Here is a 23,524-nt window from a genome sequence, read left to right on the forward strand (position 1 = left end):
TGAGAAACCTGTCAGCCGTCGCGGGAAGGACGGCACCGGACGGAATTATGACGGCTAGATGACCATCTCGGGTATCCCCGCCCCCTTTCCGGGGGTGGAACCCGCCAACCTGAACAGGCAGTTGCCACCTTGCCACGGCCCTTTGCTAAGATGCCAGCGCGCCCTCGGGCGCACCTTATGGACGACGACCCTTATCCCCCAGCGCCGCGCCGGACTCTGCTCCTGAGCGCCTGCCGCCATCGCAAGCACCCGCCCTCCCTGCCACCAACCGGGGACGACGCCCGTGTTTGAAATGATCTTGATTGTCTTCGCGCTGGTTCTGTTGAACGGCTTCTTCGCCATGTCCGAGATGTCGGTCATGACCTCGCGCAAGAGCCGTCTCAAGCAGATGGCCGGCAGCTCCAAGCGCGCCGCCAAGGCCCTGGAGCTGTCCGAAAAGCCCGAGAGCTTCCTGTCCACGGTCCAGATCGGCATCACCGTCATCGGCGTGCTGACCGGCTACCTGGGCGGCGACGCCATCGGCGACGCCATTGCCGGCTGGCTGCAGGGCCTGATGCCCGGCTTCACCTACGCCTCCCAGGTCGGCACCACGCTGGCCGTGACCCTCATCACCTTCGTGACCCTGATCTTTGGTGAGCTGGTGCCCAAGCGGCTGGCCCTGACCCGCTCCGAGACCATTGCCAGCCTGGTGGCCATGCCGATGAGCTGGCTGGCCAAACTGGCCCTGCCCTTCGTCTGGCTGCTGTCCAGGACGACCCAGCTGGTGCTGAAGGCACTTGGCCTGGGCAAGGACGAAGCCGCCTCGGTGACCGAAGAGGAGATCCGCATGCTGGTGGCCGAAAGCCACGAGGCAGGTGTGATCGATACCCATGAGCGCGACATGATGAACCGCGTGATGCGGCTGGGCGATCGCACCGCCGACAGCCTGATGACGCCGCGCAACCGGATCGCCTGGCTGGACACGCAGGCCGGCCTGGACCGCAACCTGGAAATCATGGCCGAGCATGAGTTCTCGCGCTATCCGGTCTATCGCGACAACGACATGGATGTGGTTGGTGTGCTTGAACTGAAATCGCTGGCGACCCGCATGGCACGCGGCGACAACGCGCTGTTCCAGACCCTGCGCGAGCCGTTGTACGTTTCCGAGTCCACCCATGCGATGAAGCTGCTGGAGATCTTCCGGGAAGAACAGCAGTCGATGGCGCTGGTCGTCGACGAATACGGCGAGATCCAGGGACTGGTCACCATCAGCGACCTGATGGGCGCAGTGGTCGGCCGCCTGCAGGCGGTGGAGAATGCCGACGAGGACGCACTGGTGGTGACCCGTGAGGACGGCTCGCTGCTGGTGGACGGCTCGCTGCCGGTGGACGACCTCCGCGAGCTGATCGGCAGCAACGAGCTTCCCGACGCCGAAGAGGGCGACTACTACACCCTGGCCGGCATGTGCATCCACTACTTCGGCCGCATCCCGCACGCGGGCGAGTACTTCGACTGGGCCGGCTGGCGCTTCGAGATCGTCGACCTGGACGGTGCACGTGTGGACAAGCTGCTGCTGCGCACGCTGTCGGACGAGCAGGCCGATGAGCTCACCGCCTGAGTCCGGCCCGCGCGACGCAGCACCTGCCTATCGCAACGAAGGCATCCGCACGCTGCTGGAAATGTTCGCCTGGGGTGATCCGGCCCAGCACATGAAGCTGGGCCAGATCCTGCAGGATCTGCAGCAGAGCGCCTTCGGCGTTTTCCTGTTCGTGGCGATCCTGCCGTCGTTCATCCCGATTCCGGGGCTGGGCGGTGCGGTCAGTGGCCCCCTGGTGATCCTGATCGGCCTGCAGATGCTGTGCTGCGTGCGGCGCCCCTGGCTGCCGGGCTTCATTGCCCGCCGCGGGCCGAAGCGCGGCACCATGCACCGGTTCCTGGACCGCATCGACCGCCCGCTGCGGCGCTTGGACCGCATGCTCAGGCCACGCCTGCCGCAGCTGCTCAAGCCGCTGCCGGCTCACGCGTTCACCGGCGCACTGCTGGTCCTGCTGGGCATCCTGCTGTCGCTGCCGATCCCGTTCACCAACTATCTGTTCGGCTTCCAGCTGCTGCTGTTCTCGCTGGCCCTGCTCGAGCGCGACGGCGCGCTGATGCTGGTCAACTGGATCGGAGCATTGGCGGCAATCGCGTTCTTTGGTTTCAGTTCCGGCCAACTGGTGAGCTACACCGTCGAACTGTTCCAGCGCTGGTTCTGAACCGGGCCCATCAACGCAGGTCGACGAAACCGTTGTCGGCAAGCTGGCCTGGCTCATCCTGTACCGCAGACAGCACGAACGTCAGCGCCCTGCCCAGCAGCGTGCCCGGCCCATCCCAGTACTCGGCCGATTCGGCCTGCACGTGGATGAGCCGAAGGTTCGGATCGTCCTTGCCGCCGGGGAAGAACAGCTTCATCGCTGGCGACCACAGCGCTTCCACCTTGGCTCGATCGTCGACGATGCGCGCATTGCCCGCCACCGACACATAGGTGTTCTTCGACGTCGAGGCGTAGGCCACGTTGACCCGCGGATTGAGTGCGATCTCCGCCACCTTCGGGCTGTCGGCTGCGGTAGCGAACCAGAGGTCACCATCGAAGGCGACCTGCTGGGTACCAAGCGGACGGCTGTACAGGCGACCATCGACACCGACCGTGGTGAACATCGCCACCTCCACGTCCTTGATCAGTTCGGCCAGTTGGGCGATGTGTTCTGCGCGGGAATCCGACATGGGGAGCTCCAGGGGTAGGGAGCCCCCATCAGACGCGGAAGGTCTGCAATGCGCCGTGATGCAATCGTTCAGCCCGCGTGGCGATCGTGCCACGCCCGCATGGTCAGCTCGAACGAGCGCAGCCTCGCGCGATGGTCATACAGATTGGCGGTGAGCATCAGTTCGTCAGGTCGATGGCGTTCGAAGAACGCGGCGATACCCTCGGCCACCTGCTGCGGATCACCCAGCACCGTGCACGCCAATGCCCGCTCGACACCCAGTTTCTCGTGCGGCTCCCAGAACGATTCGATGTCGTCGATCGGTGCCGGGATCTTGCCGGGACGCCCCCGGCGCAGATTGACGAAGCTCTGCTGCTGGCTGGTGAACAGGCGGCGCGATTCGGCTTCGCTGTCGCTGGCCACCACGTTCAATGCCAGCATCGCGTGCGGTTGCTTCAACGTGGCCGAAGGACGGAATTCGCGGCGATAGACTGCCAGCGCCTCATCCATCGCGTCCGGGGCGAAGTGCGAGGCGAAGGCGTACGGCAGCCCCATCGATGCCGCCATGCGCGCACCGAACAGGCTGGAACCCAGGATCCACGTCGGCACCCGCAGGCCGCCGCCAGGCACGGCCTGCACCGCCTGACCGGGCTGGACCGGCTCGAAGTAATGCAGCAGCTCACGCACATCCTGCGGGAACTGGTCAGCGCTGTCGAAATAGCGCCGCAGCGCGCGGGCGGTCGGCTGGTCGGTGCCGGGCGCCCGCCCCAGCCCCAGATCGATGCGGTCCGGATAGAGCGAGGCCAGCGTGCCGAACTGCTCGGCCACCTGCAGCGGCGCATGGTTGGGCAGCATGATGCCGCCTGCACCGACACGGATGCGCTGCGTGCCACCGGCAACGTGCCCGATCAGCACGGCGGTGGCCGCGCTGGCGATACCGGGCATGTTGTGGTGTTCGGCCAGCCAGTAGCGGCGGTAGCCCAGCGCATCGGCATGCTGGGCCAGTGCCAGCATGTTGGAGAAGGCGGCAGTGGTATCGCTGCCCTCGCAGACCGGGGCCAGGTCGAGGATCGACAACGGGATCATCAGGCGGTTTCCGTCAAAAGATCCCCTCTGCATGGGGTCGGCCCGGCACGGCGGCCAGTGCCGGTGGCGGGACGCTGATTCCTGCCGGGCGGGTCAGCTCCCCAGGTGGACCGGACAGCCGTGCACGACCGGCGCCCGGGACAGCCGCTCAGAAGGCGCTGGGGCGTGGTTCCGGCAGCGGCTCATCCACCAGCGGCCTGAGCTCCGCATCCAGCGCCACCCGTTCATCGAACACGAAACAGCGCCCGTCGTAGCCCTCGCCGCCCACCTCTTCGAAGTAGCCGAGAATGCCGCCATCGAGCTGCAGCACGTTGTCCATGCCGTCATTGAGCATCCACAGTGCGGCCTTCTCGCAGCGGATGCCACCCGTGCAGAAGCTGACCACGGTGCTGTCCTTCAATGCGTCGCGGTGCGGCGCCAGGGCCTCCGGCAGATCGGTGAACTTGTGGATCGGCAGCACCAGCGCGTCCTTGAACGTGCCGTACTCCACCTCCTGCAGATTGCGGGTATCGAGCATCACCACCGGCTTTCCCGCATCGTCGTGGCCCTGCCGCAACCAACGCTGTACGGTGGCCGGATCGACCGCCGGCGCGCGTGGATAGGCCAGCGGCTGGCCGTCATCGCGGCGGAAACTGATGATCTCCGGCTTCACTCTGGCCTTGAGCCGCGCGAAGGGCTGATGCTCGCTGAAGCTGGTCTTGACCCGCATTCCGGCCAGACGCGGATCCTCACGCAGTGCCGCGTAGAAGCCCTCGATGGCGGCCGGGGCGCCCGCCAGGAACAGATTCAGGCCCTCGCCCGCCACCAGGATCGTGCCGCGCAGCCCAGCCGCTTCGGCACGCGCCAGCAGTTGGTCGCACAGAACCTCGGGGGCGTCGATGGCAGTGAAATGATAGGCGGCGGTATTGGCGATCATCCGCGCATTTTAGCGCCTGGCCGCCACCGGGTCAGGACCCGGGGTCGATGATCGGCGGCTGGAGCGCCCTACCCCCGCAGCAGCATGAACGGCAGCAGCACCAGGGCAGCAGCGCCCAGCATCGCCAGCAGTACCAGCACGACATACAGCGGCCGGCGCCGCAGCAGGCTGCCGAAGGTCTCGGCCGTGCCATCACGCAGGGCCTGCTCACGCTCGGCCCGGATGCGTGGCGCGCGCTCGGCCTGGTACTCGGCCATCAATGCCTTGGCGCGCGCATGATCGCCGTCCTCGCGGAGCCACAGCCCGCCATTGGAAATGCCCCAGGGACTGGGCTCGGTGCGGTACCAGGCGATGCCGTGGCGATCCAGGAGCGTGCAGACGTCGGCGTATTCGTCATCGCCGACATTGCGCAGATTGAGCAGGAGTTTGGCCATGGCGCCATGATACCCGGCGCCGATGCGCTACCCTTGCCGCCCTCGCCCTGCGCCCGACGGAGATGCCCGATGCGCCGACTGCTGCTTCCCCTGTTGCTGTCCCTTGCTGCTGCCGGCTGCTCGATGGAGCCGTCCGGCCCACCACCGGGAGGCTCGCTGACCACCTTCGAGCGCATCGACATCCAGCCCGGTACCGGGGCCGAAGCGGTGGCGGGACGGAAGGTCACCGTGCACTACACCGGCTGGATCTACGACAACCGCACCGAGAGCAAGCATGGCAAGACATTCGACAGCTCGGTCGGACGCGGCCAGCCGTTCACCTTCGTGCTCGGTGCCGGCCAGGTCATCCGCGGCTGGGATGAAGGCGTGGCCGGCATGAAGGTCGGCGGCAAGCGCACCCTGATGATCCCCCCGGACCTGGGCTACGGCAGCCGTCGCGCCGGCCCGATCCCGCCGGGCTCCTCGCTGGTGTTCGATGTCGAGCTGCTCGATGTCCAACCCTGATCGACATGCACCGCGCCGCGTGGCTGTCGTCGGTGGCGGCCCGGCAGGGCTGTTCGCTGCCGAGCGCCTGCGCGCCGCCGGCCTGGAGGTGGACCTCTATGAAGCCAAGGGTTCCCCCGGTCGCAAGTTCCTGATCGCCGGCAAGGGCGGGCTCAACCTGACCCACTCCGATGCGCGCCCGCTGTTCGACAGCCGCTACCGCGAGCAGGCCGGTGAAGTCGGCCGCTGGCTGGACGGGTTCGACGCGCAGGCACTGCGCGACTGGGCCGCCGATCTCGGCGTGGAGACCTATGTCGGCAGTTCCGGCCGCGTGTTCCCGGTCGATCGCAAGGCTGCGCCCCTGCTGCGCGGCTGGGTGCGCCGCTTGAAGGAGCAGGGCGTACGCCTGCACGTGAATCACCGCTGGTGCGGATGGGCCAGCGACGGCGCGCTGCGCTTCACCACCGAAGACGGCCACCTCGACGTGCACGCTGATGCCACCGTGCTGGCGCTGGGCGGCGGCAGTTGGCCGCATCTCGGCAGCGACGGTGCCTGGGTGGCACCGCTGCGGGCGCGCGGCGTCGACATCGCGCCGTTGCAGGCCGCCAACTGCGGGTTCGATGTCGACTGGACGCCCCTGTTCGCCCAGCGCAATGCCGGTGCCCCCTTGAAGCCAGTGGTGGCGCACTGGATCGACCTGACAGGCCAACCACGGTCACTGCAGGGCGAATGCGTCGCCAGCGACTATGGCATCGAAGGCAGCCTGATCTACGCGCTGGCGGCCGACCTGCGCGAAACCATCAACCGCAAGGGTTGTGCGCCATTGTGGCTGGACCTGGCGCCGGGTCGCGATGAAGCACGCCTGCTGGCCGATCTGTCGCGTCCACGCAAGGGCCGCAGCTTCGGTGAACACCTGCGCCGCCAGGCCGGGGTGGACGCAGTGAAAGCGGCACTTGTGTTCGAGCACCTCGGCAAGGATGCGGGCCAAGATCTTGCAGCGGTCGCAGCGACGCTCAAGCGCCTGCCGCTGAAACTGCTGCGCCCGCGGCCGATGGCTGAGGTGATCAGCACGGCCGGAGGGGTAAGGCTGGACGCACTCGACGCAGGGCTGATGCTGCGTGCCCTGCCCGGCGTGTTCTGCGCTGGCGAAATGCTGGACTGGGAGGCGCCGACCGGCGGCTACCTGCTGACGGCCTGCTATGCCAGTGGCCTGCGCGCCGCCGAAGGCGTGATCCAGTGGTTGGCCACACGCTGAATCGCCTGCGGTAGCAGCGGGCGTGGCTCGGCGCTACCGGAAGCAGCGCCTCACCACGGCCTTCGCATGCGTACAGAGGCGAGTGGTACCCCGCTGGGATGGGGATAGCTTTCCTCGCGTTCGCGGATGAAACCCTGCCGCTGATAGAAGGACACGGCATTGAGCGAGGCCGACAGCACCACCTCGCGCCCCGGATCGGCCAGCGCCAGCAGACGCTGCATCAGCGCCTGGCCGATACCCTGTCCGCCACGATCCGGATCGACGAACAGCGCATTCACCTCATTGCTATCGATATCGAGCACGGCAAAGCCGAGCAGCTCGCCCTGCCCGCCTTCGGCCACCACACAGCCGCCCTGCGACAGCAGCCGCGGATACTGCGCCGGCGGCAGCGACGCCGCCCAGGGTGCGATCACCTCCGGCGGATAGTGACTGCTGCAGGTCTCGCGCACGCACCGCGTGCGCAGGGCCCACAGCGGCGTGACATCGTCGATCGTCCCGGTCCTGAACTGCATGCAACCTCCGTGTGGAACCCAATCACCGCGACTTGCTGGCTCTCAGCGCCTGGATCCGCGCCGGCGGCTGGAATGAATCACTGCGCGCATCTGCCCAGAACGCATGGAATACCGCGTGATCCGGCACCCGCCGCAGCAGTTCTCCCGGCTCCAGATAGCGATACAGCGTCGCCAGCGAGCGGATCTCCACCGGCGACACGCGGCGCAGGATGTGCTCCGGCCCCAGTTCGGCCGGATCATTCAGGCCGGCCGCGCACAACAGCTCCTTCAGGGCATGCAGCGTGTGCTCGTGGTAGCTGTGCACGCGCGTGGCCTTGTCAGGCGCGTCGAGGTGCTTCCAACGCGCCGGGTCCTGGGTGGCGATGCCGGTCGGGCACTTGTCGGTGTGGCAGCTCAACGACTGGATGCACCCCAGTGCGAACATGAAGCCACGACCGGCATTGCACCAGTCCGCGCCGAGCGCGATGGTCCGGGCAATGTCGAATGCGCTGGTGATCTTGCCGGCCGCACCGATGCGGATGCGCTCGCGGAGGTCCAGCCCGACCAGGGTGTTGTGGACCAGCAGCAGCGCCTCGTGCATCGGCACGCCCACATGATCAACGAACTCGGCTGGTGCCGCGCCCGTGCCGCCCTCGGCGCCATCGACAACGATGAAGTCCGGCAACAGGCCGGTCTCCTGCATCGCCTTGGCGATGCCGAACCACTCCCAGGGATGGCCGATGGCCAGCTTGAAGCCGACCGGTTTGCCACCGGACAGTTCGCGCAGGCGGGCGACGAACTGCAGCAGTTCGACCGGCGTGGAAAACGCCGAGTGCCGCGACGGAGATACACAGTCAACCCCCATCGGCACGCCACGGGTCACGGAGATCTCGGCCGTCACCTTCGGCGCGGGCAATACGCCGCCATGACCGGGCTTGGCCCCCTGGGACAGCTTGATCTCGATCATCTTCACCTGGTCATGGGTGGCGTTGGCGACGAACCGCTCTTCGCTGAAACCGCCCTTCTCGTCGCGGCAACCGAAGTAGCCCGAGCCGATCTCCCAGACCAGATCGCCGCCCATCTCACGGTGGTACGGCGAGATCGAGCCTTCGCCCGTATCGTGATAGAAGCCGCCACGGCGTGCGCCTTCATTGAGCGCGCGGATCGCGTTGGCCGACAGCGAGCCGAAGCTCATCGCCGAGATGTTGAACACACTCGCCGAATAGGGCTTGGCGCAGCCTGCGCCGATCAGCACACGGAAATCGTGCCGGGCGATGGTGGTCGGTGCCAGCGAATGGTTGATCCATTCGTAGTCCACCGCATATGCACTACGCAGCGTGCCGAACGGCACCGTATCCATCTCGTTCTTGGCACGCTGGTAGATCAGTGCACGCTGCTGGCGCGAGAAGGGCACGTCTTCCAGATCACTCTGCACGAAGTATTGGCGGATCTCCGGGCCGATCGATTCCAGCCCGTATCTGAAGTGCGCCATGACCGGATAGTTGCGGCGCAGGGTGCTGCGCTTCTGCAGCAGATCCCAGGTCCCCAGCGCCACCATCGCGGCGGTCAGACCGACGCCCCAGTACCAGGCAGGCCATATCGTGGCCAGCCACAGGCAGACGGGGAACATCAGGATGGCGAGCAGGTAGACGATATACCGGTGCATGGCGTTCCTTGGTTGCAACTGCAGCCGAGTCTACCGCGCCCGCCATCATCGACGCCTACAGGCGATCGTCGACCACGCTGCGCGGCCAGGCCGATTTCACGTCATACACCAGGCCGCCGGGCACCAGCAGGCCGCGGATGCGGGCTTCATCCATCGCCTTGAAACTGGCATGCGCCACTGCCAATACGACCGCGTCGTAACAGCCGGCCTTCGGCTCGGCCAGCCACCGCACACCGGCATCGGCCAAGGCCGCCGGGCCCACCCATGGATCGCTGACATCGACCTGGGCGCCTGCGTCTGCCAGGCGCTGCGCCAGCTCCAGCGCACGACTGTTGCGCAGATCGGGGCAGTCTTCCTTGAAGGTGACGCCCAGCACCAGCACGCGCGCCCGGGCCGCGCTTCGGCCGCGCTCGGCCAACATGGCCAGGACGCGCGTGGCCACGTGCTCGCCGACGCGGTTGTTGACCTGCCGCGCGGTGTGGATGAGGTCCGGGTGGTAACCCACACTTTCCGACTTGTGCAGCAGGTAGTAGGGATCCACGCCGATGCAGTGGCCACCGACCAGACCGGGACGGAACGGCAGGAAATTCCACTTGCTGCCCGCGGCGTCCAGCACGTCCTGGGTATCGATGCCGAGACGGTCGAAAATCAGCGCCAGCTCGTTGACCAGGGCGATGTTGACGTCGCGCTGGATGTTCTCGACCACCTTGGCCGCTTCGGCCACGCGCATCGATGGCGCCGGGAAGGTGCCTGCGTCGATGATGCGGCGGTACAGCCCATCGACCACCGACGCCACCTCCGGTGTCGAACCCGAGGTGATCTTGCGGATGTCCGCCAGACGGCGCTGGCGGTCCCCCGGGCTGACCCGCTCCGGACTGTAGCCGCAGTAGAAATCTTCGTTGAATCGCAGGCCCGAACCCTGCTCCAGCAAGGGCACGCAGACTTCCTCGGTCGTGCCGGGATAGACCGTGGACTCGTAGATCACCAGATCGCCGGCGCGCAGATGGCTGGCGATCAACCGCGTCGCCGAGCGCAGGGGTTCCAGATCAGGCTGCTCGTAGGCATCGATGGGCGTCGGCACGGTGACGATGTACACGTTGCACTCGTCCAGCCGCGCAGGGTCGCTGCTGTACTCCAGCTGGCGTGCAGCGGCGAGTTCCCCGGCCTCCACCTCCAGCGTGTGGTCCTGGCCCGCGCGCAGCTCGGCGATGCGTTCGGGGTCGATGTCGAAGCCGAGCGTCGGCTGTTCCCGGCCGAATGCCACGGCCAGTGGCAGGCCCACGTAACCCAGACCGATCACCGCGAACCGGGGCGCTTCCGCCGCCGACACCGGCACGCTCATCAATGTACCCGCCATGCCGGCAGCGACGGATCGCCCACTGCCGCCGCTTCGGCCATCACGCTCATTCGCTGCCCGCTCCGGGAAGTCTTCGCAAGAGGGCTACAGCGTAACGGTGTCAGGACCTTGTCGCCAAGGTCAGGAGCCCAGTGCGACCGCGGCAGGCTCCAGCTCGCCATCGGCCCCGGTCCAGGCCTGCAGCAGGTGCTCGAACCCCACGCTGCCCAGCGTCAACCCCGGCCACGCCTCACCGACGATCTGTGCCAGCAGCTCCGCCTCGATGCGTCGCGTCCCCATGTTCCAGCGGGGGAACGCCCGCTGCGGCACGGGCGCCCGGCACAGCACCTTCAACTGGGTATGGCTGCGGGCATTGAGGATGCGCGGGAACACCGAATCGATACCATCCTGCGGACCTTCGAGATACTGCAGGAAGCGCGCACCGTCGAACATCAGCACCCCGGTGACGCCAGCCACGCGATTGAACGCCGTGGCATCGGCCAGCAGGCGGTCAAGATCGGATGTCCGCAGATCGGCGCGGGCATCGCTGACGTAGGTGATCGCGTAGAGCGACATCAGGTGGCTCCCCCCCTGGGAACGATGGTCGGGACTATGGCATGAATGGGCGATACAGTTAAGCACGCCGTGCGATGCCCGGCCGCCGGTGCTGGAGCCCCCGCTGGGCTACAATCGGCGCCGCACTGCAGGCCCGGATGGCGAAACTGGTAGACGCATCGGACTTAAAATCCGCCGACCGCAAGGTCATGCCGGTTCGATTCCGGCTCCGGGCACCAGGGCTTTCGGGCAGAATGCGACACGCAGTGGCGTGAACCTCCCGACCGCTCAGATCGCGCGCGAATAGCGCGGCTGCTCGTGCGCTGCACGCAGATGGGGATCGAAGCACATCGCCAGCAGGCGCAGAAGCGGCCGGCCGCGTTCGCTGGCACGGACCATGCCATCGCGATACTCGACCAGGCCATCGTCCTGCAGCCGTCGAACGGCGCACAGGTCCTCGGCGAAGTAGTCGTCGAACACGATGCCGTGGCGATCGCCGAGCGCGCGTCCATCGACCTCTCCCTGGCACATCAGCTGCTGGATCAGGTCTGCGCGCAGCTGATCGTCGGCGCTGAGCGCCACGCCACGCCAGACCGGCAGCTGGCCCTGATCGACCGCACTCTCCCAGGACGGCAGGTCGCGTGGGTTCTGGCTGTAGGTCGCACCGATATGACTGATCGCGCTGACGCCGAGGCCCAGCAGGTCGGTATCGGCATGGGTGGTGTAGCCCATGAAGTTGCGATGCAGCTGGCCAGCGCGCTGGGCGCGCGAAAGATCCTCTTCCGGCAGCGCGAAATGATCCATGCCGATGTACTGGTAGCCCGCTGCGGACAGCTGCTGCACGGCAAGTCCCAGCAGCGCAAGCTTGTCCTCCGGCGAGGGCAGCGCGCGCTCGTCTATCTGCCGCTGCGCGCGGAACAGATGCGGAAGGTGCGCGTAGCCATACACCGCCAGTCGGTCCGGTCGCAGTGCAAGCACCTGCTCGAGAGTGCGGCCGAATCCTTCCTGGCTTTGTCCCGGCAGCCCGTAGATGAGATCCACGTTGACCGATCGCATGCCGCTGTCACGACAGGCACGCAGGATGTCCAGGGTCTGCTGTACACCCTGCACACGGTTGATCGACGCCTGGACCGAGGGATCGAAGTCCTGCACGCCCAGGCTGGCGCGATTGAAGCCCAGCCGTGCCAGCATCGCCACGTCACGCGTTTCGATGAAGCGTGGATCAAGCTCGATCGAGAAATCGCGCTCGGCCGAGCAGCTGAAGTCAAAACGCCGGCGAAGGCCGTCGATCAGCGTGGTCATTGCCTCGGCATCCAGGAAATTCGGCGTTCCGCCCCCCAGGTGCAGCTGGATCACCTCACGGCCCTTCTGGAACTGCGGCGCCAGCAGATCGGCCTCGGCCAGGACCCGTGAGACATAGCTGTGGCCACGGCTTCGATCACGGGTGATCACCCGGTTGCAGCCGCAGTAGAAGCACGGGCTGGAGCAGAACGGGACATGCACGTACAGCGACAGCGCGCGTGCCAGCACGTCGCTGTCCGCGATCGCCTGGCGCAGTGCGGGCGCGCCGAAACCATCGTGGAAGTGCGGAGCGGTCGGATACGAGGTGTAGCGCGGTCCGGGCCGGTCATGCCGGCGCAGCAGATCGGGGTCGAAGGTCCAGGCCAGGCCGCCGGCAGCGGGAGAGAACGTGTCCATGCCGCCAGCATCGCGCCGGACAGTCAGTGCCGCCTTGACCCAGATCAATCCCGCGCAGGAACGCCCAGCACCGGCAGCGCCACCTGCGGCCAGCGCAGCATCTGGTACCGGCGCCAGAACGTTTCCGCAATGCGCGCGGCCACATCATCGGCCAGCGCCTGCATCGGTGGATTGCCGCATTCGGCGGTGGTGCGCCGGAACAGCGCGAGCCAGCGGTCGAACAGGTCCTTGTCCAGGGCGATGGCCATGTGCTTGGACATGGGCGATCCCTTGAAGCGACGCGTTCCCCTGAGCATTGCGGACCAGAAATCCACCAGTTGCGCCAGATGCCCGGGCCAATCGTGCACATGCGCGTCGAACACGGGGCCCAGACGCTCCTCCTCACGCACGCGTGCATAGAAGTCGTGGACCAGACGGGTCACGTCCTCTTCGGTACACAGCGCGGGCGAGGCGACAGGAGGGACGAGTGATGGCGTAGCGTTCATCAGAGGCACCAGGCGATTGCCGGCAGGGTGCGCCAACCGGCCGGCACCGCCGTTGATCCAGATCAATGTCGGCGCGCGTGGGCGCGCCTAGGCTGACATGCCTGCAGGAAACATGCCCTGCGGATGCTGCGCCAGCCATGGCGGAGTATACGCGCCGCCCCCTTCCCGACCCGCGACCGCATGAATACACCCACTTCGTCCCCGCGTCAGCGCCTGATCCAGCATTGGGGCGCCATCCTCTGGCCCAGTTTCATCGCCGCCGGGCTGGCCAGCGTGGTGTTCTTCGCTTTCGTCGACCCGTTGCGCCTTCAGGCCATCAGTTTTCCGGGCACGGCGATCAGTCGCGAACTCGGCTACACGGTCGGCTTCTTCATGTTCTGGGCGGTGACGGCGCTGTCCAGCGCGATCACCGGATATCTGCTGCGGCCGATGCCGGCAGACGCAGATGATGAGCTGCCTCTGGGATGAACGCACTACGGCCCCCTTCCCCACCGTGGCGATGGCGTGGCGCACTGCGGCTCGGTGTGCTGGTTGGCTTCCTTGGGCTGCCCTGGTTGCGCTGGGACGGCCACCAGGCGCTGCTGCTGGACCTGGACGCACGTCGCTTCGACCTGTTCGGCTGGACCCTGTGGCCCGACGACGTTGGCCTGCTGCTGGGCCTGCTGCTGGCGCTGGCGATGGCACTGGCGCTGTTGACCCACCTCGCCGGCCGCATCTGGTGTGGCCATGCCTGCCCGCAGACGGTGTGGAGCTACGCCTTCAGCCTGATCGACAGCTTTCTTGCCCAACGCCTGCCACGCGCCTTGGCGCGTCCTGCCACGCAGGCCGCATGGTTACTGCTGTCGCTATGGACCGGCATTACCTTCGTGGGATTGTTCAGCCCGATCACCGGCCTCGTCACCGCCAGTGTCCAGGGCGGCTGGAGTGGCTGGGAAACCTTCTGGGTGCTGTTCTACGCGGCAGCCACATGGGGCAACGCCGGCTTCCTGCGGGAGCAGGTCTGCCGTTCGCTGTGCCCCTTCGCGCGCGCGCAGCCGTTGCTGGTCGACCCCCAGACCCCCCGGATGCTGTATGACGCGCGCCGCGGCGAACCCCGCGGGCCCCGGCCCGCTGGCCTTGGCGGCGTGATCGGCCGCGGTCGCGGCCTGCTCGATCCGACCTCCGCGCAGGACTACGTGTTCCGCGCCGCGCACCCATGGCTGGCCGGCCCCATGCCCACCTTCAGCGCCGACCGCCTCGGCGACTGCACCGATTGCGCGGCCTGTCTCCACGCCTGCCCGATGCAGCTCGACATCCGCCAGGGCCCGCAGGCCGACTGCCTGGCCTGCGGCGCCTGCCTGGATGCCTGCGAGCAGCAACAGTCCCGGGCCGGTTTCGGTCCGGGACTGATCCGCTACTGCAGCCCGCAGACGATGGCAGGGCAGCCGCGGCGCGGGTGGCGACCGCGGACCGTGGTCCTGGCATCGTTGCTGCTGGTGCTGCTGAGCGCTGGCGCCTGGCACCTGCTCTGAATCAGCGCGACCCGTTGGCGTGCGGAGGCACCAGCTGGGCACGCCGTACGATTCCGAGCTGCTCGATGATCAGCGCCATTTCATTGGTCACTTCCGTGCGCTCGGTCCCCTGCGGGACCAGGCGGTCCAGCACCTGCTGGTACGTGTCCCAGAAGGCAGGGCCGCATCCGTGTTTGTGATAGCTGGCTTCCAGTTCGCGGCGTACCCGTTCAGCCAAGCCATGCATGCCGTATTCCATACGACCTCCGTTGGACTTGTCCTGCATCGTTGACGGTCTACCGACTCACTTGCGTGCTGAAAGACTCCCGGGCTTCACGACCGGTTGACCTCAATTAGTCACAGATTTCACGACAGGTCAATTACATGCGGCGACTTTTTCGATTGAAATTATTAATCGTTCACATAACGGTCTGTGATCGGCACAGGCAAAAGAAGGGGCCGATCCCGACGCCGTGGTGCCTCCGTCGCCAAGGCAGCTTCGTGGCGCGATCAATCGCAACGCGGGTTTCGATCAATTTTCCCTATATTGATAAGCATGCTTAACACATACCGCAAAGCGTGCTAAATACGACATTTGCAGACGCAACCTAGCTTGATTCGTCTTCAGAGGCCTCAGCCCAAGGGAACAGGTCGGGATGGCGCTGGTGGAGGATGAACTGTCGCAATGGAGGAATGGGCGCTTCCTGGGGCCATTGCGACACAGCGGATCGCGTTATGCCAAAGAACTGCGCCAGCTCGGCGTCGGTCTGGAATCCCAGGCGCGTGCGCACCTGCCGTTTGCTCCAGAAATCGGTCATGGTCGGTCCTGTCGTTAACCAGACTTATTCTTGCGGCAAGGATTCTTTCGCTTCCACGCGTTAAGCTGGCTTGCATAGATGAATACTCTCGGCCAACGACTCGCCATTGCCATGAAGAAAGCCGGGCACCCACGCCCGGCCGATCTGGCCCGCGCCGCCGCTTCAACGACGGCGACCATCAGCAACTGGCTCAACGACCACGTCAGCCCCTCACATGTGAAGGCCGAACAGCTGTTCCGGATCGCCGACGCAGCCAAGCTGGATGCACGCGAACTGCTGTACGGCATCCATGGGCGGGGCGTCGGCGAACGCACCAGCTATTACATGCCCAGCGAAGCGCACCTGGATGTCTGGCAGGATGCCTATGAACTGGTGAGCGTGCTGGTCGCCGAGAAGGGCCTGGAGATCGACCACCGGCGCCACGCGGCACTGGATCTGCTGGCATTCGAACTGTTGATGGATGGCGTCAGCCGCAGCAGGGTGGCCCGCGTGGTGATGACCTCCCTGCCCTGACCGGGTCGGCGCTGGTAGCATGGTGACCGATGGGGATGGGGCTCCCCCGATAACCGCCAGGCATGGCTGATGGCTCCTGCTGTGACGAACCTGGCGCTCGTCGATGGCAGGCCGTGCCCGCCATCGCGTTCGCCTCCGCATCTGCGAACACGTACTCGAGGCCCGCAATGCAAGCACTGAACAATTACGTCCTGGTCTTCCTGGGAGGCGGCGCCGGCGCCTGCCTGCGCCATGCCTGCAACCTGATCGGCACGCGGTTCGCCGTCGGCAGTCCATGGCCCTGGTCCACCTTCCTGGTCAACATCAGCGGCGCCCTGCTGATGGGGGCGGTCGTCGAGGCCTTCGCCCTGCGCAACGGCGCATCGCCGCAGCTGCGGCTGCTGCTGACCACGGGCATCCTGGGGGGCTACACCACCTTCTCCACCTATTCGCTGGAGATCGGCCTGCTGCTGCAACGGGGGCAGCACGGACTGGCCGCGCTGTATGCAGGGGGATCGATCGCACTGGGACTGGCCGGCCTGTTCGTGGGCATGAAGCTGGCCCGCCTGGCGCTGGGCTGAACGCTCAGGCTGCCGAGGTCCGCACCTGCCCCCGCCACTGCCGGGGCGATTGCCCGGTGTGCGCCTTGAACGCACGCGAAAGCGCCGCTTCACTGCCGTAGCCCACCTCGTCGGCAATCCGCTTCAGCGGTCGGCCCTGCCGCAGGGCCTGCTGCGCCAGGCCTACGCGCCAGCCCTGCAGGTACTGGCCGGGGGTGGTGCCCATCGCCTCACGGAAGCTCGCCGCGAATACGCTGCGCGACATTCCTGCGACGTCGGCGAGGTCTTCCAGCGTCCATGCCTGCGACGGCGCCTCGTGCATCGCGACCAATGCCAGACGCAGGCGCGGATGACCGAGGCCAGCAAACAGACCGCCGCGCATCTCACCGCCTTCCATCAGCTGCCGCAGCACCTGGATCATCACCACCTCGAACAGACGATTGACCATTGCCGCACGGCCACAACGCTGCTCGAACGCCTCCTCGAACAGCATTTCCAGCGCCGCATCGCTGCCGTGCAGGTCCGCCAGTGGCAGGCAGATGAAATCAGGCAATGCGGCACTGATCGGATTGAGCCGGCCGCCTTCGAAATGCAGGTTGGCGCAGGCCATGTCGGCGCCGAGGTGCGGGTCGGTCTGGAAACGGTGGGGCATCGGCCTCGGGTACAGCAGCAGGCTGGGCACCTCGACCTGCACGGTCTGTTGTCCATGGCTGACCTGCACCGGTCCACGCCGTACCAGATGCAGCTGGCCGGCTTCGTCCTCCCCTTCCAGGCTGTTGATGCCGCACAGTGCACCGGCGTGGAAGACCGACGCAGTGACCGCGAAACGCTCAAGCAGGACGGCGAGGCGATCCACCATGTCGGACTCCAGGGCAAGCAGAAGGGGGAGGAACCCGCAGATCGTATCGAATTCGGCGTCATTGCGTGCGGCGCTGGCCGCCGGCGCTGCGCGGCGCTATACAGGGGCCACCGTCCCGCGCATGGAGCCCACGATGTCGAACCGGATCGCCCGCGCCGTTTTGCCTCTGCTGCTTTTCGCCGCCCATGCGCACGCCGCTGCAACCGCAGACATTGAACAGCTCGGCTGGCTCTCCGGCTGCTGGCAGCTGGACGGGCAGCCACCTGGAGCCGGTGAGCAGTGGTCCACCGTGGCCGGCGGAACGATGTTCGGCAGCAGCCGCAGCCTGCGCGACGGGCGCACCGTGGGTTTCGAGTTCATGCAGCTGCGCCAGCACGACGATGGGCGGCTGGTGTTCACCGCGCTGCCCTCCGGCCGCAACGCTACTGATTTCAGTGCCGTCCGGGTGGAGGCCGACGAGGTCGTCTTCGAGAATCCGGCCAATGATTTCCCGCAACGGATCACCTATCGCCGCATCACTGGGCAGCGCCTGCATGCACGTATCGAGATCGCACGGGACGATCCGGCACAGGCCATGGATTTTCCAATGCACCGCGTCGCCTGCGGCGGGCCGGTGATGGCCCCCTGACCTGACGCATTGCAGCGGGCACGGCACCGCGGCCGGTTCTATGCTCGGCGTATCACCTGCCCGGATGAACACGATGCGTGCCCTTCTCCGACTGACCCTGGCACTGGCCCTGGCGTTGCCTTCCACGCCGCTGCTGGCGGCACCGCCTGCCGCGCCACGCATGCTCAGTGGCGAGCTGCAGGGTGCGCCGTGGCGCCTGGACATCCCTGCGGAGTGGAACGGAGATCTGGTAATGCTGGCCCACGGCTACGAACCCGTGGGCACGCCACGCGAATCGCCGATGGCCGCCAACGAGGCGACCGCGCCTCTGCTGGCAGCCGGCTACGCGGTCGCACAGAGTGCCTACGCAAGCCAGGGGTGGGCAGTGGCCGATGCCGTCAACGATGTGGAGCGCCTGCGTCAACACACGCTGGCCGGATTGAAGGGCGTGCGCAACACCTGGTTGCTCGGCTTCTCGATGGGCGGCGCGGTGGCCGTCGCCAGTCTCGAACGGCATCCGGCCCACTACGCCGGCGGTGTTTCGCTGTGCGGCGCCAACCTGACAGGCGAACAGCTGGCCGGCGAACTGCTCACCACCGTGGTGGCGTTCGACTACTTCTTCCCGCATGCCGAGGGATTGCCTGCCGCTGGCCTGGCGTCCCGCGAAGCCGCTTCGGTGCCACAGGGCGAGCTGTACCAAGGCATCGTCAACGCCCTGCAACGCGCGCCGCACTCCGCTGCGCTGCTGGCCACACAGTTGCAGGTCGCGTCCGATGCGCTGCCCGGAACGATCAGCCTGCACGCCCTGGTCCTGCATGAACTGGCCACGCGCAGTGGCGGCATGCCAGTCGGCAACGTCGGCGTCGTCTATCGTGGATTCGGCGATGACGTCGCGTTCAATGCAGGGGTGCAGCGCATCGCTGCCGTTCCCGCAGCACAGGCGCGCGTGCGCGAAACACTCGGATTGACCGGCGCGCTGAAGCGGCCGCTGGTGATCCAGTTCAACAACGACGATCCCACCATCGCACCGCGCATGCAGGAACGCTACCCGCAACTGGCCGCGCACGCGGGTGCGACGCCGCTCCCGCGCGTACTGCCCGCAGCAGGCACGGGCCACTGCGGCTTCTCCGGAGAACAGGTGGTCGCGGCCCTGAAGGCTGCCGCGATGCGCTAGCCGCCCAGCGTGCCCATGGTGAAGGTGTAGCCGCTGCTCATCAGGAACTCACGCATGCGCATCTCGGCACGACGCGGCGATGCCAGGTTGGCAGGCCCGTACAGCGCGTAGACCACACCTGCCCCCTCGATGGCCTCGCGCCGGACCCCGCAGTGGCGGGTTTCCGAAGCAGTGCTCCAGCCGTCGCGCAGGCGCTCCGGTCCGATCGATTGTCCGTTCATCAGCCGGAATGTCAGCCAGCGTACTTCCGTTGTGGGTTTGCTCATTGCCGATCCGCCGCCTGTCCGCCACGCGCCATCGTGTCCCTGCCCGCCATTGCCGCGCCCGAAGGCCTGTGCACTGACCATACCCCCTTCCCATGTCGTAGGCGGCTGAGACTGGGACGTCAGGCACGCTTGGCAGCGCACAATGACGGCGCAAAAAAAAAAGCCCTGACCGAAGTCAGGGCTTTTCAATTGGAGGCCTCAAGCGGAATCGAACCGCTGTAAACGGATTTGCAATCCGGTGCATAGCCACTCTGCCATGAGGCCAACGTACCGCGCGCCAGGAATGGAGCCCCTGACATGACAAAACCCCGCGATGGGGCCTGTCGGAACATGGAGCGGGAAACGAGACTCGAACTCGCGACCTCAACCTTGGCAAGGTTGCGCTCTACCAACTGAGCTATTCCCGCATAGGCTGTCATGATACCGGAAGCCCGGAACTCACACCAGCGATTTCACACCTGATTTCACTTTTCTGACTGCGCGAAAAGCCTTGTGGCTCAACGGGCCCCGCCTTGCCAAGTGCGGGAGAAAAACAAGGCCCCAACCGGGGCCCTGTAGAATCTGGAGCGGGAAACGAGACTCGAACTCGCGACCTCAACCTTGGCAAGGTTGCGCTCTACCAACTGAGCTATTCCCGCAGATTCTTCGACCTGCGTCGAAGGAGCGCTATTGTGTCGAAGTTCCTTCACGCCGTCAACCGTCTTCCGATGGCGTGCGACGCGCGGCTGGATCGGCCGGGGCCCGCTGCCAGATTGCATACAGCGTCCCGACGATCTCCATTCCCTGCTCGAATGCCGAGAATCTGGCCTGCACCTTGCGGGGCCGGCGGCGCAGGTCGTTGTTGGCCATCAGCTCGCCAGACCGGTCTGCAGGTGCCGCCTGGGCCTTCTGCAGGTACTGCTTCTCGAGGTACTTCTCGATCCCGGGAAGGTTCGATAATAGATGGGCCCCGTTGTGCCAGGGCATCAGTACCGCAACCAGGTCGTTGCGTTCTGCGATCTGGATGGCGATGTCCAGGAAGGACTCCACGATGGACCGGAGACAATGCGTCGCAAGCATGTCTTCCATGGGATTGATCGCGCGGATGATGAGGCAGCTGCCGGAAGCGTGCAGGGACGGCACGACCTCGATGTTCACCATGGCCATGCCCGCCAATCGTCGCTGCCTCGGATCGAACACGACCAGGTGGGCGTGACGCGCCTCCTGCCACATCGCAGCGCGATCGCGTGAGCATAGATTGGCGGCATGCTTGGCGAAGTACGCCGCCGGGTGCTTGGTCAACATCGCCTGCAGATGCGTGCACGATCCGGATGGGTCCGGGCGGCCATACCTGCCCTTCTCGCGCTTCACCAAGCGCAGGCAGACATCCAGAACGTGCTTGCGCATCTGCGCGAAGGCCTGATCCAGTGACATGACCGGTACCGCAGTGTGAGCGGACGGCGATGGCGGCAGCAGCCGCTGCAGCAGCCGCGCGGCGTCATCGGGAGCGAGGCTATGCAGAAAACGCTGCGCATGTTCGTCGAGGGCATCCGGCAATGCGCTGTTGAACAACCGATCCAGCTGCTCCAGGTACTCGCTGGTCTGCGCACCGTCCTCCGGCATGCTGGCGACTTCGCTGAAGGTGCTGCGCCGCCACTGGAGGATCTCTGGATCATTGCCTGCGGCAGCCAGCAGCAGGCCGAGATGGGCGGAGACCGACCACGGATCCCGCGCGGGATCCCGCAGCCGTTTTGATCGCAGGTCACGGAACGTTCGCGGCCCCTCATCCGCGCCGTGCTGGAACCGCGTTGCATGTTCGCTGGCACGTTTCAGCGCCAGCAGGCTGCTGCGCTCCAGCACGCCTGTGCGTTTTCTGATCGAGCGTTGCCAGGCCATCGGATGGAACGGCTCCAGCCTCCATCCATCCAGGTGCGACTGGAATCCGCGTGCCGCCGCCCAACTGCCACGGACAACATCCACGGACGTGCGGTAGACCATCGAAATGAGCTCCGCATCCACCTCGTCCAGCTCGACTGACGTTGTTCCCTGCCCGGCCAGCAACTGATCGACCGCGGGCTGCAACTGGCCCAGCCTGTCCTGCAGTGCTGTCGTCGAGATTGCGCCTGCGCGAAGGACCGATGCGAGCAGAAGTCCGCCGGTTCCCTCCAGCATCGCGGGCAACTGCGGCAGCAGGCGCGCCATCTCTTCGCGACGCTGCGTGGCCAGCGCATCGGAGTAGCGCGCCATGGCATCTGCATCGACGGTTCTCTGCGGGCACGGAATCACCTGGTGCGCCCGTCGTTCGACCACCTCCAGGACACATCGATGGTTCTGCATCATGAAGCCGAAGTTGTGGCGCTGGAAGGCGTCATCCGCCAGCAGCCGACACAGTTCGGGATCGCTGCCGCCCCACCAGGTCACCCCGTGCAGGCCCCGGGTAGCGAAGTACCAGTCGCGCAGCGCTTTTACCGAATCCAGGCGTTTGTCCTCAACCAGGTAACGCAGCAGTCCTGGACCGAGGGACGCCAGCACTTCCAGCTTCCGCAGCTCTGCAAAATCAGCAGGCGCAATGGCCGAATGCAGGTACTGGAATGCGTCCAGGCTCCCCTGTGCAAGCATTCGACCCACCCATTCGACCAGCACATCGACGTCCATGCCCGCTGTGCGCCCCGCAATGAGGGTCAACCACGCGTCCAGGCGATCGGCGTCACCGACGCGATAGCAGGCCTGGAACGCAACAACGTGGCCCGCTGCACCGAGATCATGGCGAACCAGCACCTGCAGGAATCGATCCAGCCGATCGGGCCGTCGCAGATACCGGCTGCAGGCCCCCAACTGCGTGAAGTCGAGGCAATGAGGTGCTGCCAGCAGAAGATCGATGGCGGCCTCCACATCTTCGGCCGGGACATCATCGCTCAGCTCGCCCAGCAACCGACAGCAAGTGGCAAGTGCATCGAGGCCTGCACCACACGCGATCAGATGATGGGCGATCCAGTCAGGCGGTGGAGCATGAAACCCCAGGTAGCCGCGCAGCGTGCGGATATCGGCAGGTGTGCGTGCGCCGGCTGCCCCCAGCACCCAGGCCCACGTCTTCGTCGGCGTGCGCCATAACAGATCACGTGCAGAATCGAATACCCCGTGCACCGGCGCAATGCCGGCACCGGCCAGCAGTGTCAGATTCGCGGCCAGACGCGCCGCATCAGATTCTTCCAGGTCGACATCATGAAGGCGCGCCAGGTGCGGCCGCGCCACGCCCGCGCGCCTCAGCTGGCGTACAACGGAACGCACCGGCTCGCGCAGCGTTCGCCGCGGCCGCCAGCCGACGCTCCATGTCCTGTGCGCGGTGTGCGCGGACTGCAGCCACTGCAGCTCTTCCTTGTGCTGGATGATGCCTTCATCCACCATCCACCGCGCAAACCATCCAGGCGCTTCAGACCGTCCAGCACACCGGTCGAGGTCCGTCAGCCGACGGAGGCCCAGGCGATGGGCAGCGATGAGCCAGCCGGCATCCCGCAGCTGCAGCGCCCGCAGTTCTTCCCACGACGTGGCTTCGAAGCGGCGCAGGGCGATGTCCAGGCTGCGGCTGTACATGCGTGCTTCCGCATGCAGGAACAGCCGTGCGTGGAACTGGCAGTACACGTACTGGCGGCCCTCGAACGTCCGGATCCGCGACAGCGCATGTCGCACGTACCTGAGCACCCATGGGAACGGCATGAACACCTGCACCAGAAGCGGCCACCCGCGGCCCTTGCCGGGATGCAGCGCGATGTCCGCCGGAATGCCCAGCGCACGGCGCGCCATGTCTTTCTCGTTGACCACAGTCGAGTCCTGCCCGCGCAGCGCATCGGCCACTGCGATGCGGAAGCTGCGGATGCGGTTGCGCGGTGCTTCGGGCCGGTCATCCGTCCGCTCATCGTCGATGTCGTCGTGGAACGCACCCGCGGATCGTCCCCGGCAACGCTCCAGCATCCGATCACGGTACGCCCGGTAGGCGGTCTGCCCACCGTGCTGCCTGGTTTCGTGCACAGCCTCCATCTGCCAGCCCTTGCCCCGCTCCCTGCGTCACCCCGACGACTACAGCGGATGATATCCATTCGGCCCGGTCCGCAATGGCGGGCAGGAGCGTCCGGCCTGACCCGAAACGAAAAACGCCC

The 23,524-nt window shown here is 66.2% G+C and carries 25 protein-coding genes, 4 tRNA genes and 1 riboswitch; of the genes, 11 read left to right on the forward strand and 18 right to left on the reverse strand.

What is annotated here, in order from left to right; translation table 11 throughout:
• Positions 1-292 precede the first annotated feature (292 nt).
• Both N7367_RS03800 and N7367_RS03805 read left to right on the forward strand, forming a co-directional pair.
• The gene (locus N7367_RS03800) at positions 293-1,597 is read left to right on the forward strand and encodes a hemolysin family protein (RefSeq protein ID WP_065181250.1); all 1,305 of its coding nucleotides are present in this window, start codon (positions 293-295) and stop codon (positions 1,595-1,597) included.
• Positions 1,581-2,234 (forward strand): exopolysaccharide biosynthesis protein, encoded by a 654-nt coding sequence (locus N7367_RS03805; protein WP_279941760.1) that lies wholly within the window; start codon positions 1,581-1,583, stop codon positions 2,232-2,234. The genes N7367_RS03800 and N7367_RS03805 overlap by 17 nt, the downstream gene beginning before the upstream one ends.
• Before the next feature lie 10 nt (positions 2,235-2,244).
• On the opposite strand, the gene N7367_RS03810 is transcribed toward N7367_RS03805, so the two are convergent.
• The 4 genes from N7367_RS03810 to N7367_RS03825 form a co-directional block, all read right to left on the reverse strand.
• Positions 2,245-2,742: a pyridoxamine 5'-phosphate oxidase family protein gene (locus N7367_RS03810; protein WP_053519807.1), complete on the reverse strand. Its 498-nt coding sequence runs from the start codon at positions 2,740-2,742 to the stop codon at positions 2,245-2,247.
• Between the two features lie 68 nt (positions 2,743-2,810).
• Positions 2,811-3,806, reverse strand: a complete 996-nt coding sequence (locus N7367_RS03815) for an LLM class flavin-dependent oxidoreductase (protein ID WP_279941762.1) — start codon at positions 3,804-3,806, stop codon at positions 2,811-2,813.
• Between the two features lie 148 nt (positions 3,807-3,954).
• On the reverse strand, positions 3,955-4,722 hold the full coding sequence (locus N7367_RS03820) for a sulfurtransferase (RefSeq protein ID WP_053519805.1): 768 nt from the start codon (positions 4,720-4,722) through the stop codon (positions 3,955-3,957).
• Positions 4,723-4,790: 68 nt separating this feature from the next.
• Positions 4,791-5,156, reverse strand: a complete 366-nt coding sequence (locus N7367_RS03825; RefSeq protein ID WP_053519804.1) for a DUF6164 family protein — start codon at positions 5,154-5,156, stop codon at positions 4,791-4,793.
• Positions 5,157-5,225: 69 nt separating this feature from the next.
• Here N7367_RS03825 and N7367_RS03830 point away from each other — a divergent pair, with 69 nt between their 5' ends.
• Positions 5,226-5,660 (forward strand): FKBP-type peptidyl-prolyl cis-trans isomerase, encoded by a 435-nt coding sequence (locus tag N7367_RS03830; RefSeq protein WP_065174917.1) that lies wholly within the window; start codon positions 5,226-5,228, stop codon positions 5,658-5,660.
• Complete coding sequence (locus N7367_RS03835) at positions 5,647-6,894, forward strand: TIGR03862 family flavoprotein (RefSeq protein WP_279941763.1); 1,248 nt, start codon at positions 5,647-5,649, stop codon at positions 6,892-6,894. The genes N7367_RS03830 and N7367_RS03835 overlap by 14 nt, the downstream gene beginning before the upstream one ends.
• Before the next feature lie 50 nt (positions 6,895-6,944).
• Here the strand turns inward: N7367_RS03835 and N7367_RS03840 are convergent, their stop codons facing one another.
• The 4 genes from N7367_RS03840 to N7367_RS03855 all read right to left on the reverse strand — a co-directional run bounded on the left by N7367_RS03840 (position 6,945) and on the right by N7367_RS03855 (position 10,963).
• Positions 6,945-7,406, reverse strand: coding sequence for a GNAT family N-acetyltransferase (locus N7367_RS03840; RefSeq protein ID WP_279941764.1), 462 nt, complete (start codon positions 7,404-7,406; stop codon positions 6,945-6,947).
• A gap of 22 nt (positions 7,407-7,428) precedes the next feature.
• Positions 7,429-9,051 carry an FMN-binding glutamate synthase family protein gene (locus N7367_RS03845; protein WP_053519800.1) on the reverse strand — a complete coding sequence of 541 codons (1,623 nt, stop codon included), beginning with the start codon at positions 9,049-9,051 and terminating at the stop codon, positions 7,429-7,431.
• Between the two features lie 55 nt (positions 9,052-9,106).
• Positions 9,107-10,393, reverse strand: a complete 1,287-nt coding sequence (locus tag N7367_RS03850) for a nucleotide sugar dehydrogenase (RefSeq protein WP_279941765.1) — start codon at positions 10,391-10,393, stop codon at positions 9,107-9,109.
• A 135-nt stretch (positions 10,394-10,528) separates the two neighbouring features.
• A complete protein-coding gene (locus tag N7367_RS03855) occupies positions 10,529-10,963 on the reverse strand; it encodes a BLUF domain-containing protein (protein WP_279941766.1) in 435 nt (144 codons plus the stop codon).
• Positions 10,964-11,094: 131 nt separating this feature from the next.
• Between N7367_RS03855 and N7367_RS03860 the strand changes: the two genes are divergently transcribed.
• Positions 11,095-11,181 (forward strand) — tRNA-Leu (locus N7367_RS03860).
• Positions 11,182-11,230: 49 nt separating this feature from the next.
• On the opposite strand, the gene hemN is transcribed toward N7367_RS03860, so the two are convergent.
• Together hemN and N7367_RS03870 are read right to left on the reverse strand one after the other, a co-directional pair.
• Positions 11,231-12,640, reverse strand: a complete 1,410-nt coding sequence (hemN, locus tag N7367_RS03865) for an oxygen-independent coproporphyrinogen III oxidase (RefSeq protein WP_279941767.1) — start codon at positions 12,638-12,640, stop codon at positions 11,231-11,233.
• A gap of 44 nt (positions 12,641-12,684) precedes the next feature.
• Positions 12,685-13,125: a group III truncated hemoglobin gene (locus tag N7367_RS03870; RefSeq protein ID WP_065175929.1), complete on the reverse strand. Its 441-nt coding sequence runs from the start codon at positions 13,123-13,125 to the stop codon at positions 12,685-12,687.
• A 180-nt stretch (positions 13,126-13,305) separates the two neighbouring features.
• Between N7367_RS03870 and N7367_RS03875 the strand changes: the two genes are divergently transcribed.
• Both N7367_RS03875 and N7367_RS03880 read left to right on the forward strand, forming a co-directional pair.
• On the forward strand, positions 13,306-13,593 hold the full coding sequence (locus N7367_RS03875) for a hypothetical protein (RefSeq protein ID WP_053520310.1): 288 nt from the start codon (positions 13,306-13,308) through the stop codon (positions 13,591-13,593).
• Positions 13,590-14,636 carry a 4Fe-4S dicluster domain-containing protein gene (locus tag N7367_RS03880; protein WP_279941768.1) on the forward strand — a complete coding sequence of 349 codons (1,047 nt, stop codon included), beginning with the start codon at positions 13,590-13,592 and terminating at the stop codon, positions 14,634-14,636. The genes N7367_RS03875 and N7367_RS03880 overlap by 4 nt, the downstream gene beginning before the upstream one ends.
• A 1-nt stretch (position 14,637) precedes the next feature.
• Here the strand turns inward: N7367_RS03880 and N7367_RS03885 are convergent, their stop codons facing one another.
• Together N7367_RS03885 and N7367_RS03890 are read right to left on the reverse strand one after the other, a co-directional pair.
• Positions 14,638-14,874 (reverse strand): hypothetical protein, encoded by a 237-nt coding sequence (locus N7367_RS03885; protein WP_019337197.1) that lies wholly within the window; start codon positions 14,872-14,874, stop codon positions 14,638-14,640.
• 349 nt (positions 14,875-15,223) lie between these two features.
• On the reverse strand, positions 15,224-15,433 hold the full coding sequence (locus N7367_RS03890; protein ID WP_053520301.1) for a hypothetical protein: 210 nt from the start codon (positions 15,431-15,433) through the stop codon (positions 15,224-15,226).
• Positions 15,434-15,544: 111 nt separating this feature from the next.
• Between N7367_RS03890 and N7367_RS03895 the strand changes: the two genes are divergently transcribed.
• Positions 15,545-15,946 (forward strand): hypothetical protein, encoded by a 402-nt coding sequence (locus tag N7367_RS03895; RefSeq protein ID WP_053520302.1) that lies wholly within the window; start codon positions 15,545-15,547, stop codon positions 15,944-15,946.
• A 22-nt stretch (positions 15,947-15,968) separates the two neighbouring features.
• Positions 15,969-16,032: riboswitch (Fluoride riboswitch) on the forward strand.
• A gap of 81 nt (positions 16,033-16,113) precedes the next feature.
• Positions 16,114-16,506, forward strand: a complete 393-nt coding sequence (crcB, locus tag N7367_RS03900) for a fluoride efflux transporter CrcB (RefSeq protein ID WP_053520303.1) — start codon at positions 16,114-16,116, stop codon at positions 16,504-16,506.
• 4 nt (positions 16,507-16,510) lie between these two features.
• Here crcB and N7367_RS03905 read toward each other — a convergent pair whose 3' ends face one another.
• Positions 16,511-17,344: an AraC family transcriptional regulator gene (locus tag N7367_RS03905; RefSeq protein WP_279941770.1), complete on the reverse strand. Its 834-nt coding sequence runs from the start codon at positions 17,342-17,344 to the stop codon at positions 16,511-16,513.
• A gap of 133 nt (positions 17,345-17,477) precedes the next feature.
• On the opposite strand from N7367_RS03905, the gene N7367_RS03910 reads away from it, so the two are divergent.
• Positions 17,478-17,972: a DUF6265 family protein gene (locus tag N7367_RS03910; RefSeq protein WP_279941771.1), complete on the forward strand. Its 495-nt coding sequence runs from the start codon at positions 17,478-17,480 to the stop codon at positions 17,970-17,972.
• A gap of 73 nt (positions 17,973-18,045) precedes the next feature.
• The gene (locus N7367_RS03915) at positions 18,046-19,125 is read left to right on the forward strand and encodes a hypothetical protein (RefSeq protein WP_279941772.1); all 1,080 of its coding nucleotides are present in this window, start codon (positions 18,046-18,048) and stop codon (positions 19,123-19,125) included.
• On the opposite strand, the gene N7367_RS03920 is transcribed toward N7367_RS03915, so the two are convergent.
• The 5 genes from N7367_RS03920 to N7367_RS03940 all read right to left on the reverse strand — a co-directional run bounded on the left by N7367_RS03920 (position 19,122) and on the right by N7367_RS03940 (position 23,396).
• A complete protein-coding gene (locus N7367_RS03920; RefSeq protein WP_053520307.1) occupies positions 19,122-19,391 on the reverse strand; it encodes a hypothetical protein in 270 nt (89 codons plus the stop codon). The genes N7367_RS03915 and N7367_RS03920 overlap by 4 nt on opposite strands.
• A gap of 190 nt (positions 19,392-19,581) precedes the next feature.
• Positions 19,582-19,655 (reverse strand) — tRNA-Cys (locus N7367_RS03925).
• A 67-nt stretch (positions 19,656-19,722) separates the two neighbouring features.
• Positions 19,723-19,798 (reverse strand) — tRNA-Gly (locus N7367_RS03930).
• 155 nt (positions 19,799-19,953) lie between these two features.
• Positions 19,954-20,029 (reverse strand) — tRNA-Gly (locus N7367_RS03935).
• A 55-nt stretch (positions 20,030-20,084) separates the two neighbouring features.
• Positions 20,085-23,396 carry a hypothetical protein gene (locus N7367_RS03940; RefSeq protein ID WP_279941774.1) on the reverse strand — a complete coding sequence of 1,104 codons (3,312 nt, stop codon included), beginning with the start codon at positions 23,394-23,396 and terminating at the stop codon, positions 20,085-20,087.
• Positions 23,397-23,524: the final 128 nt, after the last annotated feature.

The sequence above is a fragment of the Stenotrophomonas sp. GD04145 genome, assembly GCF_029835135.1.
Taxonomy (GTDB): Bacteria; Pseudomonadota; Gammaproteobacteria; order Xanthomonadales; family Xanthomonadaceae; genus Stenotrophomonas; species Stenotrophomonas maltophilia_P.